Consider the following 19,230-nt stretch of genomic DNA (forward strand, 5'->3'; position numbering starts at 1 on the left):
GCCCGACCGGCGGCGGGACCGAGTCCATCTTGCCGGGTCGCGCCCGGTTCCGCGGCGTAGTGTGAGCGGATGAGCACAGCACTGGGGATCCCGGGCTTCCGGCCCCGACAGCGCAGCGCGGTCCTCCCGGCCGACCGCCCCGCCACCCCGCTCCTCCTGGACACCTACGGGCGCGTCGCGGACGATCTGCGGATCTCGCTGACGGACAAGTGCAATCTGCGCTGCACCTACTGCATGCCGGCGGAGGGCCTGCCGTTCCAGCCGCCCGCGTCCCTGCTCAGCCGTGAGGAGATCCTCCGCCTCGCGCGCATCGCCGTGGAGCAGTTCGGCGTCCGCCAGATCCGCTTCACCGGCGGCGAGCCGCTCCTGCGCAAGGACCTCGTCGACATCATCCGCGACGTCGCCTCCCTCGACCCGCGCCCCGAGATCTCGCTCACCACGAACGCGATCGGCCTGTCGGGTCGGGCGGCGGCGCTCGCCGGCGCCGGCCTGAACCGCGTCAACGTCTCGCTCGACTCGATCTGCGCCGAGACCTTCGCGAAGGTCACCCGTCGCCCGTTCCTCGACCGCGTGCTCGCGGGCATCGACGCGCTCGGTCCCGCCGGCCTGGACCAGACCAAGATCAACGCGGTGCTCCTGCCCGGGATCAACGACCACGAGGCCCCGGAGCTGCTCGCCTGGGCCCTCGCGGGAGGCCACCAGCTCCGCTTCATCGAGCAGATGGCGCTCGACGCCGACCACGGCTGGGACCGCGCGACCATGATCACCGCCGCGGACATCCGGGCGCTGCTCTCGGAGCGCTTCTCGCTCAGCCCGCACGCGGCCCCCCGTGACGGCGCCCCCGCCGAGCTCTTCGACGTCCGCGAGGCCGGGGGGTCCGAGGTGCTCGGCCAGGTGGGGATCATCGCGTCCGTCACCGAGAACTTCTGCGACGACTGCCGCCGCACCCGGCTCACCGCCGAGGGCGGTGTCCGCAGCTGCCTCTTCTCGAACGAGGAGACGGACCTGCTCGGCCCGATGCGCGCGGGCGCGGACGACCACGAGGTCGCCCAGCTCTGGCGCGGGGCGATGTGGGCCAAGCCCGCGGGACACGAGATGAACCGGGCGGGCTTCGTGCAGCCCGAGCGCACGATGAGCGCGATCGGCGGATGAGCATGCGGGTCCGCTACTTCGCGGCGGCCAAGGCCGCCCTCGGCCGTGGTTCCGACGAGCTCGACGAGGTGCCCGACCTGGGCGCTCTCGAAGAGAGACTCGTCGCCTCCGCGCCCTCGGCCGCCGACGTGCTCGCACGGTGCACCTACCTGGTCGACGGCGTGTCGACCGCGGACAGGGCCACGCCGCTGCGTCCCGATGCCGCGGTCGACGTCCTGCCGCCGTTCGCCGGCGGCTGACCCCGAAGAGCCCTCCGTGACGAGCCGTCCTCGACCGGACCGGTGCGTCCGCTCCGCGCGGTCCGCAGCAGGTGCGTCCGCGCTTCTGGAGGACGCTGCATCCCGAGGACGGACTGGTCCTGTCCCGCCGCACAGGGACCCGCGGGACGCCTCCCTCAGACCCGCGTGCGGCGGGGCAGGACCGGATCAGCGGCCGATCCCGTGCGTCACGGGCACAGGACGTTGGTCATCGTGTCGAGCACGTTGCGGTTCTGCACGTCGAGGAATCCGAACGCCGAGGAGACTCCGGTGGCGACCAGCACGCCGCTGACGAAGGCCCGGCCGTCCCGGGTCACGTAGGCGTCCGGCGCGAAGATGGTGGCGTCGGAGGGCACACCGGAGGCGACGCGGATCTGCGGCTGCGTCCTGTCCGCGAACGCGCCGTACCGGACGAGAGCGCCGTTCTGGATCACGTCCACGACGTCACGGTTCTGTCGATCGCGGTAGGCGTCGGCACTGGTCACCCCGGTGGCGACCAGGATGCTGCTGTTGAAGAGGCGCCCGTCCGGCGTCAGGTGGTACGAGGGCGCCAAGGCCGTCGATTCTGCCGGAACGTTCCTGGCGTAGACCTGGTTCTTCGTGGAGGAGATGTAGCGGACGAGCTCCGAGCCGACGATGACGTCGATGACGTCGTTGTTGCTCTGGTCGCGGAAGGAGTCCGCGCTCGTCACTCCGGTGGTCACGAGGGCTCCGCCGGCGCGCCGCAGCTCGCCGTTCGGTGTGACGTAGAAGGCGGGCGCATGGACCGTCGATCCGGCCGGCACGCCGCTCCCGATGGCCTTCGGCGCGGCGTCTCCGGTGACGAAGCGGTAGAAGACGCCGTCGACCACGAAGTCGGCGACGTCGCGGTTCTGCTCGTCGCGGAAGCCCTGGACGCTGGTGACGCCGCGCGCGATCCGCCCCCCGCCGTGGTAGAGCTCGCCCGACTCCGTCAGGTAGTACCGGGGTCCGACGGTCTTGGCTCCCGAGGGCACGTTGCCGTTCGACTCCGGCGTCGTCCGTCCGCCGTCGGTGACGTACCGGACGGCGGTCCCCGTGGTCGCGGTGGTGCTCGCGGTCGCCGTCGCGCCCGCGGCGCCGGAGACGGCGGAGAGGGTGATGCCGTTCTGCGCCACGTTCCCGGCCGTGACCGGGATGCTCACGCGTCCGTCCGCGCCGGTCGTCGCCCTGACCGTCTGCGCGCCGCCGCTGGTCAGGCCGGCGGGGAGAGTGATGGTGACCGTGTCGCCGGCAGCGGGAGCGCCGTTGGTCGTGGCGAGGACGGAGACCGTTCTCGTGGTGCAGGCGGGGAAGGAGTACGCCGGGGCGTCGAAGGCGAGGGTGAGGCCGGTGGACGCGGCGGCCGCGGGGGTCGCGACCGCCGCGGCGACGACGGGGACGGACCAGGCCGCACCCGACATGATCGTCCGCCGGGCGGGCCCCCCGCGGGTCGAGTCGATCCGCGGGGGGAGGGAGCGCGAGTGCGCTGCCGTCGGGTCCAGGGAGTTGGTGTCCGTCATGGTGTTCCTTTTCTTTCTTTCCTGCGAGGGGTGGTGGACGCGCCGATCCTGCCGAACGTCCGGCCTCCGGACGACGCGGAACGGGCCGCGACGAGATTCCATGCCCGACCGTGGACGTTCCGTCGCGCCGCCGGGCCGGGGGAGCCGCTCAGGGCGCCTCCTCGCCGGGAGCCCGTCCGGCGCGGGGGACGCGGCGGCGCACGTCAGCCCGCGTCGTCGATCCGGCGGAGGGTCCGCTGCATGTGGATCCGCGAGCTGAAGCCGGCCGACCGCGCCACGCGGTCCAGGTCCGTCGCCGCCCGCGGGCCGAGCTCGTCGAGGAGGCGCTGCGCCTCGAAGGCCCGCGCGCGCTCGATCCGCTGACGAGGGGTGGTGCCGGCGGCCGAGAACGCCCGGTGCAGGTGGCTGACCGACACGCCGAGACTCTCCGCTAGCGTCTCCACCGTGAAGGAGCGGTCGCGGTAGTGCCGCTCGATCAGGCGCGTGCCGTTCGCATACACGGCGGCGGGGGACCGGTCCTCCCGGTCAGAGGAGGGCAGCAGCGCCGAGAAGGCCGAGGCCAGGAGGTGCTCGCTCGCGATCTCGAAGTGCTCGAAGGCCGCGTCCGAGGGCTCGACGCCGAAACTGAGGACGGTGTTCGCCGCACCGGTGAGTGCGCGCCAGTAGGCCTCGGGGAGGGCGAGGACCCGGTCCGTGAGCGAGGCGAACTCGCTCGCGCGGAGCACCGAGGGGCGCAGCTGCCACTCGAAGCGCGCCCACGGGCTGACCGCCGCCGCGTACTGCACCGTCGAGGCGCGGGTCAGGAGAGCGCTGCCGGCCGGGAGCCGGTGGTCGCGGCCCCGGGCGGAGAGGCGGCCGGTGCCGTCGAGGCTGAAGAGCACGCGGAGCCTCCCGGGATGGGGGAGGACCTCGAACTCCCCGGCCTGCAGCCAGGCGCGGCTGAGGCTGAGGCGCGGCGGGACGATCGCGTCGCAGACGGCACCTCGCGGCAGGGGGCGCCGCGGAATCCAGCCGAGCCGACGCAGCCGCCTCTCGGCGGGACTCCAGACCTCGGGCATCACGCCTCCGCGCCGGGGTCGAGCGGGTCGGGAGGATCGAGCAGCGCCGCCTGCCGCGCGGAGTGCGGTGAAGGCGTCGGCATGGGTGCTCTCCTCGGAACGGTGGCCGCGAGCACGCCACCGCCGATCAGCTTCGGACACTGCTCCGCCCTGATCCGCGGAGAAGGACGGATCCTCTCCGCTGCGAGCACCGAACATCCCGGGTCGCCGATCGGCAGGGCGCTGGGTGCGCCTCACCCCTCCCGTTCCGCGGCGCACGCGGCCGCGGGGAGGGTCACCGCTCCCGCCACGACGCCATCCCGCCGTCGAGCGAGTCGGACGCCACGCCCGCCGCCGCCGCGCGCTCCGCCGCGAGACGCGACCGGACCCCGGAGGCGCAGTGCAGCACGAGCGGACCGGCCGGCAGAGCGGCGGGGTCGAAGCGCGACATCGGCATCCGCACGGCACCGGGCACCGCGACGGACCGGTCCTCGTCGTCCTCGCGGAGGTCGACGACGCTCGGGGGCGTCGGCCCGGCCAGCCGCTCCCGCAGCTCGGCCGCCGTGATCGAGCCCGCCGCGGCCCGCCGCTCCGGGACCGGCGGCACCCGCCGCTCGAGAGGGAGCTCGGCCCAGGAGGAGTCGAGAGCGTCGTGCACGAGGACGCGACCGAACAGCGGCTCGCCCGCCCCGGTCACGAGCTTCACGACCTCGGCCGCCATGGCCGAGCCGATCAGCGCGCAGAGCGCGCCCAGCACGCCCACCGTCGAGCAGCTGTCACCCGCGTCCTCGGCCTCGGGGTGCAGCGCGCGCAGGGTCACCCCTCCGCCCGGGGCGCCGGCCCAGAAGGTCGAGAGCTGCCCGTCGAAGCCGAGCGCCGATCCCCACACGTGCGGGATCCCGGCGCGGGTCGTCGCATCGGAGGCGAGGTAGCGCGCGCCGAAGGTGTCGAAGCCGTCGACCACGACGTCCCAGCCCGCCACCAGGGCGTCGACGTTGGCCGAGGTCAGCGACACCGGGAAGGCCCGGGCGTCGATGCCGGGGGAGAGCCGCCGCGCGGTCGCCGCCGCCGACTCCGCCTTCGACCGGCCCACCGAGGAGTCGTCGTGCGCCGTCTGCCGCGCCAGGTTCGAGAGCTCGACGACGTCGCCGTCCACGATGCCGAGCCGCCCGATCCCGGCCGCGGCGAGCGCCGTGATCACCGGCGAGCCGATGCCGCCCGCGCCGAGGATCAGCACGCGCGCGTTCCGGAGGCGCCGCTGTCCGAGCTCCCCGAGGGGCGCCAGGCGGATCTGCCGGGCGAACCGCTCGCGCTCGGCGGCGGTCAGCGGCGGTCCGGGCTCGACGAGCGGGGTCATGAGAGCTCCTTCCTCCACTGGCCCTCGTGGGCGACGGGGGTGAAGCCGACGGCCTCGTTCACGGCGAGCATCGGTCGGTTCTCCTCGGCGTTCCAGGTGTAGACGGCCCGGCAGTCCGGGGCGGTCCCCACCGCATCGCCGATCGCGGTCAGGGCGAGGAAGTCGCTCCAGCCGTCGGCGCCCACGGCCTCGGGGATCGCGAGCTCGCGGATCCGGAGCGCCGGGTCGGAGGTGCGGTTCACCACCCCAGTGTGCACGTCCCGGCGCCCGCGGCGGCCTCCTGCGCCTGTTCCGGTGCGGGATCGCGGCGGTCCGTCGGCCGGTCGGGGCTCCGCCTCCCGGCCCGGCCGCGGCCGTCGGCTACCGTGGAGGCGTTGTGGACGGGAGCGAGGCGGCCGGGTGTACCTGAAGAGCCTGACCCTCAAGGGGTTCAAGTCCTTCGCTCAGCCGACGACGTTCGCCTTCGAGCCGGGGGTCACCTGCGTCGTCGGCCCCAACGGCTCGGGCAAGAGCAACGTCGTCGACGCGCTCGCCTGGGTGATGGGGGAGCAGGGGGCGAAGACGCTCCGCGGCGGCAAGATGGAGGACGTCATCTTCGCGGGCACCTCCACCCGCGGACCCCTCGGCCGCGCCGAGGTCGCGCTCACCATCGACAACTCGGACGGCGCCCTGCCGATCGAGTACACCGAGGTGACGATCACCCGGACCCTCTTCCGCAACGGCGGCAGCGAGTACGCGATCAACGGACGCGGTTGCCGGCTGCTCGACGTGCAGGAGCTGTTGAGCGACTCCGGTCTCGGGCGCGAGATGCACGTCATCGTGGGGCAGGGACAGCTCGACGCCGTGCTGCACGCGACCCCCGAGGAGCGGCGCGGGTTCATCGAGGAGGCCGCCGGGATCCTCAAGCACCGCCGCCGCAAGGAGAAGACGCTCCGCAAGCTCGAGGCGATGCAGGCGAACCTGACCCGCCTCTCCGACCTCGCGGGCGAGATCCGGCGCCAGCTCAAGCCCCTCGGGCGCCAGGCCGAGGTCGCACGGCAGGCGCAGACGATCGCCGCCGTAGTGCGCGACGCCCGGGCGCGCCTGCTCGCCGACGACGTGGTCGCGCTCCGGACCGCCCTGGACGGCTTCGCCCGCACCGAGAGCGAGCGGCACAGCGAGCGGGTGGTCCTGCAGCAGCGGCTCGAGCAGGCGACGCTCCGGCGAGCGCGGATCGAGGCGGAGGCGGTCGGCGACGCGGTCGACGACGCCCGGCGCACCTCGTTCGAGCTGGAGTCGGTGCAGGAGCGGCTGCGCAACCTCTCGGCCCTCGCCGGGCAGCGGCTCGCGATGCTCGAGCTCGAGTCCGAGCAGCCGCAGATCCAGCCGCGCGTGACGCCGGCGCAGGTGGAGGAGGCGCGGGTCGAGCTGGAGCGCCTGCGGCAGGCCGTCCTCGACGCGGAGTCGGCGTGGGTCCAGGCGCAGGGCACGACCGTCGCCGCCCGCTCCGCCCTCGACGCGGTCGACGAGGAGATCGCCGCGCAGGCGGCCCTCGTCTCGCGCTACGACCTCGAGCTCTCCACCCTCTCGGGGCAGGCCGACACCGCCGCCTCCCGTCTCGCGTCCGTCCGGGGCGAGGTCCTGCGCGCGCAGAACACCCTCGACGCGGCCGACCGGCGGAAGGAGGCGGCGCGGCGGGCGCTCGACGCTCTGGAGGCCGAGCTGGGCGACGCGGGCCGCGGCCCCGACGGCGGCCTCGACGAAGGCTACGAGCTCGCCCAGTCCGCGGTCTCGGCCGCCGAGGCCGGAATCGAGCGGCTGCGCGAGGAGCTGCACGCCCTGGAGCGCGAGCGCGAGGCGCTGGCCGCCCGCACGGGTGCCCTGTCGCTGGCCCTCGACGTCTCGGACGGCTCGGCCGAGCTGATCGCCGCCCGGATCGAGGGGGTGCGCGGCCGGGTCGCCGAGCGGATCCAGGTGCGGCCGGGCTCCGAGGCCGCGATCGCCGCCGCCCTCGGCGCGGTCGCCGACGCCGTGCTGGTCGAGTCGACCGCCCGGGCCGACGCGGCTCTGGACGCCGCGCTGGAGCGCGACCTCGGACACGTCGAGCTGCTGGTCGCCGACGCCACCCGGCCGCACGTCGCTCTCGCCGTTCCCGAGGGGGCGGAACGCGCGGGCGACCTCGTCACGGCGCCGGCCGGGGTCCTCTCGCTCCTCGAGCGCGTGCTCGTGGTCGAGGACCTCGCCGCGGCGCGGCGGCTGAGGGAGCGCATCGATCCGGGCACCGTCCTGGTCACCCGCGACGGCGCGACCGTCTCCGACGCCGTGCAGAGCGCCGGCTCCGGCGGGCAGCGCAGCCGGATCGAGCTCGTCTCCGAGCGCGACTCCGCCGCCGCCCGGCTGGAGGAGGTCGAGGGCGGGATCGACCGGCTCCGCTTCGAACTCGCCGAGCAGACCGGAGCGCTCCGCGGCGCGAAGGAGCAGGCCGCGAGCGCGCTCTCGGCCCTCCGCGAGCACGACGCCGCCCGTGCCGCCCACACCGAGCGGCTCGGCGGCGTGCGCGCCCAGCTCGAGGCGGCCACCGCCGGAGCACGGCCGGGGCTCGAGGCGCGCTGGCCGTCGCCTCGGACCGGGTCGGCGACGCCAGCGCGCGGCCCAGGAGGCGAGGTCGGCGCTCGACGCCGCGCGCGCGAGACCCCGGCCGGTGCTCGACGCGAGCGCGCGCGACGGTCTGCAGCGCGACGTCGACACCGCACGCGAGCGCGAGATCGAGGCGCGGCTCGGCGTCGAGACCGCCAAGGCGAGTGCGGGCGGAGCAGTCCTGCGGGGAGGCGCGGCCCGCCAGCTGGCCGCCGACCGCGCCGCCGCCGACGAGGCCGCGCGCCGCGCCGTGATCCGCCGTCGCCGCGCGCGCGACGCCGCGGCCGAGGTGACCGCCGCGCTCCCCGCCGTCCTCGCCTCCGTCGACCGCTCCGTCCAGCAGGCCCGGGCCGAGCTCGTCGCGGCCGAGGCGGCGCGCTCGCAGCAGAACGCCGAGCTGCAGGGGCTCCGCCGCGAGGAGGGGAGCGTGCGCGACCGGCTCCAGTCCGTCACCGAGAGCGTGCACGGCCTCGAGCTGCAGATCTACGAGAAGAGGCTGCAGCTCACCGGTCTGCTCGAGCGCGCCGCGTCCGAGCTCGGGCTCACCGAGGACGTGCTGGTGGAGGAGTACGGTCCCGGAGTCGGCGTCCCCGACGAGACGGACGAGGAGCAGGAGCCGCGGCCCTACGTCCGCGAGGAGCAGCGCCGCCGCCTCGAGAAGGCCGAGAAGCAGCTGGGGCAGCTGGGCCGCGTCAATCCGCTCGCGCTGGAGGAGTTCGCCGCGCTGGAGCAGCGGCACGCGTTCCTGACCGAGCAGCTGGCCGACCTCACCGGGACCCGGCGGGACCTGCTCACCATCATCGAGGAGCTCGACGAGACGATGCAGACGGTGTTCGCCTCCGCCTTCGACGACACGCAGGCGGCGTTCGCGGACGTGTTCCCCGTCCTCTTCCCCGGCGGCACCGGCAGCATCCGCCTGACCGACCCGGAGAACCTGCTCACCACCGGCATCGAGGTCGCGGTGCGGCCGGCCGGCAAGAAGATCGAGCGGCTGTCGCTCCTCTCCGGAGGGGAGCGCTCGCTCGCGGCCGTGGCGTTCATGGTCGCCATCTTCAAGTCGCGGCCGAGCCCCTTCTACATCATGGACGAGGTGGAGGCCGCTCTCGACGACGCGAATCTCGGCCGACTGCTCAGCATCTTCGAGGACCTGCGCACCTCGAGCCAGCTGATCGTCATCACCCACCAGAAGCGGACCATGGAGATCGCGGACGCCCTCTACGGCGTCTCGATGCGGCAGGACGGCGTCTCGGCCGTCGTCGGCCAGCGCGTCGCCGCGCCCCCGGCCTGAACCCGCCTCGCCGACCGCTCGGAGGCGCGCCCGCAGGTAGCCTGGAGCCATGGCAGAACGCACCTCCTGGTCGCTCGGCCGCGCACTGCGCGGCCTGTTCGAGAAGCGCACGATCGACGACCAGACCTGGGACGACCTCGAGACGGCGCTGATCACCGCCGACTTCGGCCCCGACATCACCGAGGAGATCGTCGACGACCTCCGCGCCAAGGTCGCCCGCTACTCCACCACCGACCCGCGCGACCTGCAGCGGATGCTCCGCGAGTCCCTCGAGGAGCGTCTGTCGAAGTACGACACGACCCTCAAGCTCAGCGAGCGCCCCGCCGTGATCCTCGTGGTCGGCGTGAACGGCGTCGGCAAGACCACGACCATCGGCAAGTTCGCCAAGTTCCTCCGCAACTACGGCCGGAGCGTCGTGGTCGGCGCGGCCGACACCTTCCGCGCGGCGGCGGTCGACCAGCTCGCCACCTGGGCGCAGCGCGCCGACGCCCAGATCGTCCGCCCTCAGCAGGAGCGCCAGGATCCGGCGTCCGTCGCCTTCCAGACCGTGCAGTTCGCGAAGGACACCGGCGTCGAGATGGTCATCATCGACACGGCCGGCCGCCTGCACACCAAGGGCGGGCTGATGGACGAGCTCACGAAGATCAAGCGCGTCATCGAGAAGCAGGCCCCGATCTCCGAGATCCTGCTCGTGCTCGACGCGACGACCGGTCAGAACGGGCTGAGCCAGGCCGAGGCGTTCATCGAGCACGCGGGCGTCACCGGCCTGGTCATCACCAAGCTCGACGGCTCCGCGAAGGGCGGCTTCGTCCTCGCGGTCCAGGAGCGCACCGGCATCCCGATCAAGCTCGTCGGCCAGGGCGAGGGCATCGGCGACCTCACCGGCTTCACCCCCCACGTCTTCGCCCAGCAGCTCGTCAGCTGAGCGGCCCCGCCCGGGACGACGCGCCGGCGCCGTCCCGGTGGCGGGCTACACGGCCTGCGAGAAGCCCAGTGCCGCGTCGGCGAGGTGGCGCAGGTGCTCCGGGACCGGCAGCCCCTTCGACTCCATCGAGCGCGCCCAGAGCCGGCCGGCCCGGTAGGAGGAGCGGACCAGGGGCCCCGCGAGGACGCCGAGGAAGCCGATGTCCTCGGCCTCCTCCTTGATCGCCACGAACTCCTCCGGGTGCACCCAGCGGTCCACCGGCAGATGCCGCGGCGTCGGGCGGAGGTACTGCGTGATGGTCACGATGTCGGTGCCGGCGTCGTGGAGGTCCTGCAGCGCCTGCGAGATCTCCTCCCGCTCCTCGCCCATGCCGAGGATGAGGTTCGACTTCGTGATCAGCCCCGCCTCCCGGCCCTGGGTGAGCACGTCGAGCGAGCGCTCGTAGCGGAAGGCCGGCCGGATGCGCTTGAAGATCCGCGGCACCGTCTCGACGTTGTGGGCGAACACCTCCGGCTCCGCGTCGAACACCCGCTGCAGGTGCTCGGCGCGGCCCGTGAAGTCCGGGACCAGGATCTCGACCCCGGTGCCCGGAGCCTGGGCGTGGATCTGGCGGATGGTCTCGGCGTAGAGCCAGGAGCCCTCGTCCGGCAGGTCGTCGCGGGCGACTCCGGTGACGGTCGCGTAGCGGAGCTTCATCCGCGCCACGGACTCGCCGACGCGCCGGGGCTCGTCCGCGTCGTAGTCCGCGGGCTTCCCGGTGTCGATCTGGCAGAAGTCGCAGCGGCGGGTGCACTGGGCGCCCCCGATGAGGAAGGTCGCCTCGCGGTCCTCCCAGCACTCGAAGATGTTGGGGCAGCCCGCCTCCTGGCAGACGGTGTGCAGATCCTCGCTCTTCACCAGCGACTGCAGCTGCCGGTACTCCGGGCCCATCGAGGCCTTCGTGCGGATCCACTCGGGCTTGCGCTCGATCGGCGTCTCGGCGTTGCGGATCTCCAGCCGCAGGAGCTTGCGGCCGCCGGCCTCGGCGCTCATGCGGCGACCTCCTCGATGCGGGCGGAGAAGGCGGGCGCCGCCTCCGAGAAGCGCGCCGCCACCCGCGCCCGCACCGCCTCCATGGGCGCAGCCCCGCCGCGCTCGCGCTCGAGCGTGGTCACCCCGGCGTCGGCGATGCCGCAGGCGACGATGCGGGCATAGGGCTCGAGGCTGTTCGAGACGTTGAGGGCGAAGCCGTGCATCGTCACGCCCGAGGCGACGCGGATGCCGATCGCGGCGATCTTGTCGGCGCCGCCGTCCCTCGGGATCCACACTCCCGAGCGCCCGTCGACGCGCCGCCCCTGCACGCCCAGGTCGTCGAGAGCGGCGATCAGCACGCCCTCCAGCGAGCGGACGTAGGCGACCACGTCGACGGGCTCGCCGAGCCGCACGATCGGGTAGCCGACGAGCTGGCCCGGGCCGTGCCAGGTGATCCGCCCTCCGCGGTCGACGTCGACCACGGGCGAGCCGTCGTCCGGGCGCTCGTGCGCCTCGGTGCGCTTGCCGGCGGTGTAGACGGAGGAGTGCTCGCAGAGCACGAGGGTGTCCGGCCTCGAGCCCGCCACCACCTCGGCGTGCAGGCGGCGCTGCAGCTCCCAGCCGTCGGTGTAGTCCAGGGGATCCGCGGAGTCGCCCGCCACCAGTGTCTCGATCACCGGGCCACCCTAACCCTGTTCTTGGACCCGGACCAGTTAATCCGCTCCGCGGTGATCGCGCCGATCGCGAGCCGAACGGCGGCCGCGCCCGCCGACCCTCCGGGCCTCCGGTAGAATTCCGGGCATCATGGCTACTTTCGGCACCCTCTCCGATCGACTCGTCGAGACCTTCAAGAACCTCCGCACGAAGGGCAAGCTCTCCGCGTCGGACGTCGACGGCACCGTCCGCGAGATCCGGCGGGCCCTCCTCGACGCCGACGTGGCGCTGGAGGTCGTGAAGGAGTTCACCGGCAAGGTGCGCGAGCGCGCCCTCGGCGACGAGGTCAACAAGGCGCTCAATCCGGCCCAGCAGGTCGTCCAGATCGTCAACGAGGAGCTCGTCGCGATCCTCGGCGGACAGTCGCGCCGGCTCGAGTTCGCCAAGCGCCCGCCGACCGTCATCATGCTCGCCGGCCTCCAGGGCGCGGGCAAGACGACCCTCGCGGGCAAGCTCGGCAAGTACCTCGGCAAGGACGGCCACACCCCGCTGCTCGTCGCGGCCGACCTCCAGCGCCCCAACGCCGTTCAGCAGCTGCAGGTCGTCGGCGAGCAGGCCGGAGTCGCGGTCTACGCGCCGGAGCCGGGCAACGGCGTCGGCAACCCGGTCAAGGTCGCCCAGAACGCGATCCGCTTCGCGACCGACAAGCAGTACGACACGGTCATCATCGACACGGCCGGACGCCTCGGCGTCGACGCCGACATGATGAAGCAGGCCGCCGACATCCGCCGCGTCACGAACCCCGACGAGGTCCTGTTCGTCATCGACGCGATGATCGGCCAGGACGCGGTCGCGACCGCCAAGGCCTTCCAGGAGGGCGTCGACTTCACCGGCGTCGTCCTCTCCAAGCTCGACGGCGACGCCCGCGGAGGCGCGGCGCTCTCGGTCGCCTCGCTCACCGGCCGCCCGATCCTCTTCGCCTCCACGGGCGAGTCGCTCGACGACTTCGAGCAGTTCCACCCCGACCGCATGGCGAGCCGCATCCTCGACCTCGGCGACGTGCTGACGCTCATCGAGCAGGCCCAGTCCGCGTTCGACGAGGACGAGGCGCGCAAGATCGCCGAGAAGATCATGGGGGACACGTTCACCCTCGACGACTTCCTCGGCCAGATGCAGCAGCTGCGCAACATGGGCTCGATCAAGAAGATGATCGGCATGCTGCCCGGCGCGAAGGGCATGCGAGAGCAGCTCGACCAGTTCGACGAGCGCGAGATCGTGCGCACCGAGGCGATCATCCAGTCGATGACGAAGGCGGAGCGGGTCAACCCGAAGCTGCTCAACGGCTCGCGGCGCCTGCGCATCGCCCGCGGCTCCGGCATGACGGTCACGGACGTCAACCAGCTCGTCCAGCGCTTCGAGCAGGCCGCCAAGATGATGAAGACGGTCGCCAAGGGCGGCATGCCCTCGGTCCCCGGCATGGGCCCCGTGCCCGGCGCCGGCTACCAGGGCCGCCCGAAGCCGCAGAAGAAGAAGGGCAGCAAGTCCGGCAACCCCGCCAAGCGCGCGGCCGAGAACGCGGCGATCACCTCCGGGCCCCGCCCGGGCGATGCGGGCGGCTCCGGCTTCGGCCTGGGCGGCGGCGCCGGCAAGGGCGCCCAGCCCACGCCGGAGGAGCTCGAGCAGCTGCAGAAGCTCCTCGGGCGATGAGGCGGGTCGCGGCCGGACGCGCGGGCGGGATCCTCGTCCTCGCGGCCGTGCTCGGGCTCACCGGCTGCGCCGAGGGCTCCGGGGTCGACGCGATGACGGCGCCCTCCCCGGAGGACCTGGTCGGCCGCTGGGTGACGGGCGTCTCCTACGACGCGCCCGACGTGCCGTTCCTCCTGATCGCGGAGGACGGGTCCTGGACGGGCTCGGACGGCTGCAACGGCGCGCAGGGCGAGTGGTCGATCGACCAGACGGGCGCGCTCACCGTCTCGGCCGGGCCGAGCACGCTGATCGCCTGCGACGGCGTCGCGCTGCCGATGATCTTCTCTGAGGCGGCGATGGCCTCGATCGACGGCGGACGGCTCCGCCTGTTCGACGAGGAGGGGGCCACCGTCGTCAAGCTCGCCCGCTCCACGAGCGACGAGGCGCCCTCGGCGTCGCCGGACCCGGCGGGGGAGTAGCGCGCCGTCCCTCCGGGGGCCGCAGCGGGGATCCCCGGGAGGCGCACCGCTCGCTAGCGTGAGGGCATGACAACCGCACACGCGCGCCCCGTCCGCATCGGCGTCCAGATCGCACCGCAGCACGTCCCCTACGAGGTCATCCGCGACACGCTCGCCGAGCTCGAGGACCTCGGCGTCGACATCGCCTTCAACTGGGACCACTTCTTCCCGCTCTCGGGAGAGCCGAACGGCCTGCACTTCGAGGGCTGGAGCATGCTCGCGGCCTGGGCCGAGCAGACCAGCCGCATCGAGTTCGGCCCGCTGGTCACCTGCAACAGCTACCGCAACCCCGACCTCCTCGCCGACATGGCGCGCACGGTCGACCACATCAGCGCCAAGGGCGCCGAGGGCCGTCTGATCTTCGGCATCGGCTCGGGCTGGTTCGAGCGCGACTACGAGGAGTACGGCTACGAGTTCGGCACTCCCGGCTCCCGCCTCGACGAGCTCTCCGAGGCGATGCCGCGCATCCGCAGCCGGTGGTCGATGCTCAACCCGGCGCCCACCCGCGACATCCCGGTGATGATCGGCGGCGGCGGCGAGAAGAAGACGCTGCGGATCGTCGCCGAGCACGCCGACATCTGGCACAGCTTCTCGGACGTCCCGACGCTCGAGCGCAAGCTCGGCGTGCTCTCGGAGTGGTGCAGCCGCGTCGACCGCGACCCGGCGGCGATCGAGATCTCGACCGGCGCGAGCGTGCGCGGCGGTGTCGGCGACGCCTCCTTCGACGTGCTCGACCAGCAGTACGACCTGGGCGCCCGCCTGTTCACGCTCGGCATCACCGGTCCGGACATCGACCTCGCGCCCGTGCGCGACCTGCTCGGCTGGCGCGACGGCCGGAACAGCACCGCGCGCTGACCCGGCGGGGCGCCGTCAGGGCGGCGCCCCGCGTCGGAGTCAGGCCGGCGGCGCGTCCGTCGCCTTCTGGCCGGTCGGCACCGCCCGGGCGAGGCCGGACTTCTCGGCCGCCACCTCGAACGCGTCTGCCAGGGCGCGCTGGCCCTCGACGGTGGGATGCACGCCGTCCTCGCCGAGCAGCCCGTCCTCGCGGAGGGGGTCCGGGTACTCGAGCGCACCGCCGCCGGCGGCAGTCACGGCCTCGACCAGCGCCGCGTCGTACTCGTCGAGATCGGAGGGGCGCGGGTCGGGGCCCCAGACCGAGTCGAGCGCGATGAGCCGGGCCGAGGGCGAGGCGGACACGATCGCATCCACCGCCGGCCCGATCGCGGCGTCCACGTCCTCCGGATCCCAGCCCAGGTCGTTGCTGCTGGCGATCAGCACGATCGCGTCGGGCCGGGTGTCGGCGATCTCCTCCGCGCGGTCGCCGATCGCGACGCCGCAGTCGCCCGGCTCGATGAAGCCGCCGCCGTCGCAGCCCAGGTTCGTGACCTCCCAGCCGAAGTCGTCGCCGACGAGAGCGGGCCAGGCCTGCTCCGGGTCGACCGTCAGACCGCGCACGATGCTGTCGCCGACGATCGTCACCCGGGAGCCGACGGGAAGAGAGCCGCCGATCGAGAGCGGCAGCGGATCGGCGGTGACGGTCGGGAGGGGAGTGGCGGTGCCGGCGGGGGACGCGGTCGCCGGGCCGGTCGTCGTCGAGGACGAGCAGCCGGCGAGGCCGAGGGCCAGCGCGCCGATCGCGGCTGCGGCGAGGAGGACGGGACGCGTCATGAGCGGGGATCCTGGAGCCCGTCGCGCAACTCGCCCGCGAGCGCCCGGACCACCGCCTTGAGGTCGCCGTCGTTCGCCGCGGCCGTCCGCAATTGGCGCTGATAGCTCGCTCCCGCGACCAGGATCAGCTCGACGTCGCCGAGCTCCTTCACGCAGTCGAGGCGCTCGGCGACCGGTGCGAGGGTGACGAGCAGGTCGCGGATGTCGTCGGTGACCAGCCGCTCCGCTCCGGCGGCGTCGAGGATGATCTCGGCGTCGAGCCCGTAGCGGGCCGCGCGCCACTTGTTCTCGCGCACGTACCAGGGCTGCATCGTCGGAAGGTCCTCGCCCGCGTCCAGCCGCGACGAGAGGTGCTCGACGAGGCACTGGATCAGCGCGGCGACCGCTCCGATCTCCTCCGCGGAGGAGAGGCCGTCGCACGCGCGCATCTCGAGAGTGCCCCACTGCGGCGAGGGGCGGATGTCCCAGCGGACCTCCGTGTGGTCGTCGATGACGCCGGTGCGCATCATGTCGTCGACGTACTCCTCGTAGTTCGCCCAGGCGCCGAACTGCGGAGGCAGGCCCGCCGTCGGCAGCTGCTGGAACATCAGCGCGCGGTTCGAGGCGTAGCCCGTGTCGACTCCGCCCCAGAACGGGCTCGACGCCGAGAGCGCCTGCAGGTGCGGGTAGTAGTCGAGCAGGGAGTTGAGGATCGGTAGCACCTTGTCGCGGTGCTCGATGCCGACGTGCACGTGGATGCCCCAGATCATCATGTTCCGGCCCCACCACTGGGTCCGGTCGATGAGGCGGTGGTACCGCTCCTTGTCCGTGATGGCCTGGTCGAACCACTGCGCGAACGGGTGCGTGCCCGAGCACACGAGGTCGAGTCCCATGGGGTCGGTGATCTCGCGCACCTGCCGCAGCTGGTCCTGCAGATCGGCGACCGCGTCGCGGACGGAGGTGTGCACGCCGGAGACCAGCTCGACCGTGTTGCGCAGGAGCTCGCCGGTGATGTGCGGGTGCGGGGCGCCGTCGTCGCTGCGGAGCGCCTCCAGCACCACATCGGCGACGTTGGCGAGATCGCCCGTCTGCCGGTCGACGATCGCGACCTCCCACTCGATCCCGAGCGTGGAGCGGTCTGATGCGGCGAAGCTGATCTCCATGGCGTGGTCCTCATCGGATCCGGGCGTCCGCCGATCGGGACGCGCCTCGCCATCCTGCCACCTGCGGCCGGGGCGGACGCCGAGCCCCGGCGGAGGCCTTCCCGGTCCCGCGAGGCCCGCTCCCGCGAGGGTGCCGCTGGGCGGCGGCGTGCCGGGCCCGCACCGGGGCGGTTTTTCTGGCAGAATGATCCGTCGGGTCCGAGGCGGTCGACCCTCTACTCACCGCCGACGAAACCCCCTCGAGCTTCCGCCGGGTGTGCCCCCACGCTCACGGCTCAGTTCATCCATCATCGACCGGACACCGGTCAACGACCACACAGGAGAATTGTGGCTGTCAAGATTCGTCTGAAGCGCCTCGGCAAGATCCGGGCGCCCTACTACCGCATCGTCGTCGCCGACTCGCGCACCAAGCGCGACGGCCGCGTGATCGAGGAGATCGGCAAGTACCACCCGACCGAGCAGCCCTCGTTCATCCAGGTCGACTCGGAGCGCGCGCAGTACTGGCTCGGAGTCGGCGCGCAGCCGACCGAGCAGGTCGCCGCGATCCTCAAGCTGACCGGCGACTGGGGCCGCTTCAAGGGCGACGCCGACGCCGTCAGCACCGTCCAGGTGAAGGAGCCCAAGGCTCCGTTCGTCGTCGACGCGAAGAAGAAGCCCGTCCTCAAGCCGAAGTCCGAGGCTCCGGCCAAGGCCGCCCCGGTCGAGGACACCGCCGACGAGACCTCCACCGAGGCGTAGTCAGTGCTCGCTCCCGCCGTCGAACACCTCGTCAAGGGGATCGTCGAGAACCCCGATGAGGTCAGTGTCGTGGCCACGAGCTCCCCGCGCGGAGAGGTCCTCGAGGTGCGCGTGCACCCCGAGGACCTCGGCCGCGTGATCGGACGCTCCGGTCGCACCGCCAAGGCCGTCCGCACTCTCGTCGCCGCGCTCGCCGACGGGCGCCGCGTGCGCGTCGACGTCGTCGACACCGACAAGTAGAGGTGTCGGTCACCGGACCGGGCACGACGCAGCTCCGCGTCGCCCGACTCACCAAGGCACACGGGCTCAAGGGCGCCATCAAGCTCGAGCTCTACACGGACGAGCCCGACAAGCGCTTCACCCCCGGATCCACGTTCACGCTGCAGGTCCCGCGCACCTCCGAGTGGCACGGCAGGAAGCTCGAGCTCGTCGAGCTGCGCTGGTACAACAGCCACCCCGTCGCGTTCTTCCGAGGCGTCGACGACCGCAACGCCGCTGAGACCCTCCTGAAGGCGATCCTCTGGATCGACGAGGAGGTGCAGACCCAGCCGGGCGAGGACGACTCCTGGTACGACTACCAGCTGGTCGGCATGAAGGTCGTCCGCGACGGCGTCGAGGTCGGCACCGTCCGCCGCGTCGACCACTTCCCCGCGCAGGACCTGCTCATCGTCGGTACCCCCTCCGGCGAGGTGATGGTGCCGTTCGTGAACGCGATCGTCCCCTCCGTCGACGCCGCCGCCGGGATCGTCACGGTCACGCCTCCGATCGGCCTGTTCGAGGAGGCTCCCGAGGAGGAGCCCGCCGCGGTCGACCTCAGCGGTGTCGACCTCGCGGACCCGGCGCTGAGCGCGCCGGCGGACGCCGACGAGCCGGACGCCTCCGCTGACGCGGACGCCGCTCTCGAGGAGCCCGCCGACGACGAGCCCCCGGCCGCCTCCGACGCCGCCTCCGAGGAGGAGCCCCGGTCGTGAGGATCGACATCGTCACGATCTTCCCGGAGTTCTTCGGCGTGCTCGACATCAGCCTGCTCGGCCGTGCGCGGCAGAGCGGGCTGATCGAGCTCGGCGTGCACGATCTGCGCGACTTCACCCACGACCGCCACCGCACCGTCGACGACACGCCCTACGGCGGCGGCGCCGGCATGGTGATGCGACCGGAGCCGTGGGGCGAGGCGCTCGACACGATCCTCGACGGCTCGGACGACCCCGTCGTGATCTTCCCATCGCCCGCGGGCGAGCTGTTCACCCAGGCGACCGCCCGCGAGCTCGCGGAGGAGTCCACCCTCGTCTTCGGCTGCGGCCGCTACGAGGGCATCGACCAGCGCGTCGTGGACCACACCGCCGAGCGCGCGCGGGTCCGGCTGATCAGCCTCGGCGACTACGTCCTCAACGGAGGAGAGGTCGCCGTGATGGCGATGATCGAGGCCGTCGGACGCCTGGTCCCGGGCGTCGTCGGCAACCCGGCGAGCCTGGTCGAGGAGAGCCACTCCGACGGGCTGCTCGAGTACCCGAGCTACACCAAGCCGGCTTCCTGGCGGGGCCTCGACGTCCCTCCGGTGCTCCTCAGCGGCAACCACGGGGCGATCGCCGCCTGGCGCCACGAGCAGAGCGTCGAGCGCACGCGCCGCGTCCGCCCCGAACTGCTTCCCTAGCCCCGCGCCG

General features: G+C 73.0%; 18 protein-coding genes and 1 pseudogene. 11 read left to right on the forward strand and 8 right to left on the reverse strand.

Annotated features, from left to right (window positions below; all coding sequences use genetic code 11):
• Positions 1-69 precede the first annotated feature (69 nt).
• A complete protein-coding gene (gene moaA / locus GTU71_RS03865; RefSeq protein WP_159939338.1) occupies positions 70-1,152 on the forward strand; it encodes a GTP 3',8-cyclase MoaA in 1,083 nt (360 codons plus the stop codon).
• Complete coding sequence (locus GTU71_RS03870; protein WP_104223924.1) at positions 1,149-1,391, forward strand: MoaD/ThiS family protein; 243 nt, start codon at positions 1,149-1,151, stop codon at positions 1,389-1,391. The genes moaA and GTU71_RS03870 overlap by 4 nt, the downstream gene beginning before the upstream one ends.
• Positions 1,392-1,597: 206 nt before the next feature.
• Here the strand turns inward: GTU71_RS03870 and GTU71_RS03875 are convergent, their stop codons facing one another.
• The 4 genes from GTU71_RS03875 to GTU71_RS16575 form a co-directional block, all read right to left on the reverse strand.
• On the reverse strand, positions 1,598-2,929 hold the full coding sequence (locus tag GTU71_RS03875; protein ID WP_159939339.1) for a hypothetical protein: 1,332 nt from the start codon (positions 2,927-2,929) through the stop codon (positions 1,598-1,600).
• 203 nt (positions 2,930-3,132) lie between these two features.
• The gene (locus GTU71_RS03880; RefSeq protein WP_159939340.1) at positions 3,133-3,987 is read right to left on the reverse strand and encodes an AraC family transcriptional regulator; all 855 of its coding nucleotides are present in this window, start codon (positions 3,985-3,987) and stop codon (positions 3,133-3,135) included.
• A gap of 274 nt (positions 3,988-4,261) precedes the next feature.
• Positions 4,262-5,323, reverse strand: a complete 1,062-nt coding sequence (locus tag GTU71_RS03885) for a ThiF family adenylyltransferase (protein ID WP_104283551.1) — start codon at positions 5,321-5,323, stop codon at positions 4,262-4,264.
• Positions 5,320-5,565: a hypothetical protein gene (locus GTU71_RS16575; protein ID WP_181028756.1), complete on the reverse strand. Its 246-nt coding sequence runs from the start codon at positions 5,563-5,565 to the stop codon at positions 5,320-5,322. The genes GTU71_RS03885 and GTU71_RS16575 overlap by 4 nt, the downstream gene beginning before the upstream one ends.
• 157 nt (positions 5,566-5,722) lie before the next feature.
• On the opposite strand from GTU71_RS16575, the pseudogene smc reads away from it, so the two are divergent.
• Together smc and ftsY are read left to right on the forward strand one after the other, a co-directional pair.
• A pseudogene (gene smc / locus GTU71_RS03895) lies at positions 5,723-9,227 on the forward strand (chromosome segregation protein SMC).
• 49 nt (positions 9,228-9,276) lie between these two features.
• Positions 9,277-10,152 carry a signal recognition particle-docking protein FtsY gene (gene ftsY, locus GTU71_RS03900; RefSeq protein WP_104223920.1) on the forward strand — a complete coding sequence of 292 codons (876 nt, stop codon included), beginning with the start codon at positions 9,277-9,279 and terminating at the stop codon, positions 10,150-10,152.
• A gap of 45 nt (positions 10,153-10,197) precedes the next feature.
• Here ftsY and lipA read toward each other — a convergent pair whose 3' ends face one another.
• The gene (gene lipA, locus GTU71_RS03905; protein WP_159939341.1) at positions 10,198-11,184 is read right to left on the reverse strand and encodes a lipoyl synthase; all 987 of its coding nucleotides are present in this window, start codon (positions 11,182-11,184) and stop codon (positions 10,198-10,200) included.
• Positions 11,181-11,840, reverse strand: a complete 660-nt coding sequence (gene lipB / locus GTU71_RS03910) for a lipoyl(octanoyl) transferase LipB (RefSeq protein WP_159939342.1) — start codon at positions 11,838-11,840, stop codon at positions 11,181-11,183. The genes lipA and lipB overlap by 4 nt, the downstream gene beginning before the upstream one ends.
• A gap of 127 nt (positions 11,841-11,967) precedes the next feature.
• On the opposite strand from lipB, the gene ffh reads away from it, so the two are divergent.
• From ffh to GTU71_RS03925, 3 genes are all read left to right on the forward strand, one after another.
• Positions 11,968-13,524 carry a signal recognition particle protein gene (ffh, locus tag GTU71_RS03915; protein ID WP_159939343.1) on the forward strand — a complete coding sequence of 519 codons (1,557 nt, stop codon included), beginning with the start codon at positions 11,968-11,970 and terminating at the stop codon, positions 13,522-13,524.
• Positions 13,521-13,982: an META domain-containing protein gene (locus tag GTU71_RS03920; protein ID WP_104309823.1), complete on the forward strand. Its 462-nt coding sequence runs from the start codon at positions 13,521-13,523 to the stop codon at positions 13,980-13,982. The genes ffh and GTU71_RS03920 overlap by 4 nt, the downstream gene beginning before the upstream one ends.
• A 66-nt stretch (positions 13,983-14,048) precedes the next feature.
• Positions 14,049-14,876: an LLM class F420-dependent oxidoreductase gene (locus GTU71_RS03925; RefSeq protein ID WP_104232489.1), complete on the forward strand. Its 828-nt coding sequence runs from the start codon at positions 14,049-14,051 to the stop codon at positions 14,874-14,876.
• 39 nt (positions 14,877-14,915) lie between these two features.
• Here GTU71_RS03925 and GTU71_RS03930 read toward each other — a convergent pair whose 3' ends face one another.
• Both GTU71_RS03930 and GTU71_RS03935 read right to left on the reverse strand, forming a co-directional pair.
• Positions 14,916-15,689: an SGNH/GDSL hydrolase family protein gene (locus tag GTU71_RS03930; protein ID WP_159939344.1), complete on the reverse strand. Its 774-nt coding sequence runs from the start codon at positions 15,687-15,689 to the stop codon at positions 14,916-14,918.
• Positions 15,686-16,831 (reverse strand): glutamate--cysteine ligase, encoded by a 1,146-nt coding sequence (locus tag GTU71_RS03935; protein WP_104223913.1) that lies wholly within the window; start codon positions 16,829-16,831, stop codon positions 15,686-15,688. The genes GTU71_RS03930 and GTU71_RS03935 overlap by 4 nt, the downstream gene beginning before the upstream one ends.
• Positions 16,832-17,158: 327 nt before the next feature.
• Here GTU71_RS03935 and rpsP point away from each other — a divergent pair, with 327 nt between their 5' ends.
• Genes rpsP through trmD form a run of 4 tightly spaced genes read left to right on the forward strand, consistent with a single transcriptional unit; the run spans position 17,159 to position 19,220 of the window.
• On the forward strand, positions 17,159-17,569 hold the full coding sequence (gene rpsP / locus GTU71_RS03940) for a 30S ribosomal protein S16 (protein WP_104223912.1): 411 nt from the start codon (positions 17,159-17,161) through the stop codon (positions 17,567-17,569).
• A gap of 3 nt (positions 17,570-17,572) precedes the next feature.
• A complete protein-coding gene (locus GTU71_RS03945; protein WP_068210678.1) occupies positions 17,573-17,809 on the forward strand; it encodes an RNA-binding protein in 237 nt (78 codons plus the stop codon).
• 2 nt (positions 17,810-17,811) lie between these two features.
• Positions 17,812-18,540, forward strand: a complete 729-nt coding sequence (gene rimM, locus GTU71_RS03950; RefSeq protein WP_159939345.1) for a ribosome maturation factor RimM — start codon at positions 17,812-17,814, stop codon at positions 18,538-18,540.
• Positions 18,537-19,220 carry a tRNA (guanosine(37)-N1)-methyltransferase TrmD gene (trmD, locus tag GTU71_RS03955; RefSeq protein ID WP_104238534.1) on the forward strand — a complete coding sequence of 228 codons (684 nt, stop codon included), beginning with the start codon at positions 18,537-18,539 and terminating at the stop codon, positions 19,218-19,220. The genes rimM and trmD overlap by 4 nt, the downstream gene beginning before the upstream one ends.
• The last annotated feature ends 10 nt before the right edge of the window (positions 19,221-19,230 follow it).

Origin of the sequence: Rathayibacter sp. VKM Ac-2762 (assembly GCF_009866585.1) — a bacterium.
GTDB lineage: Bacteria > Actinomycetota > Actinomycetes > Actinomycetales > Microbacteriaceae > Rathayibacter.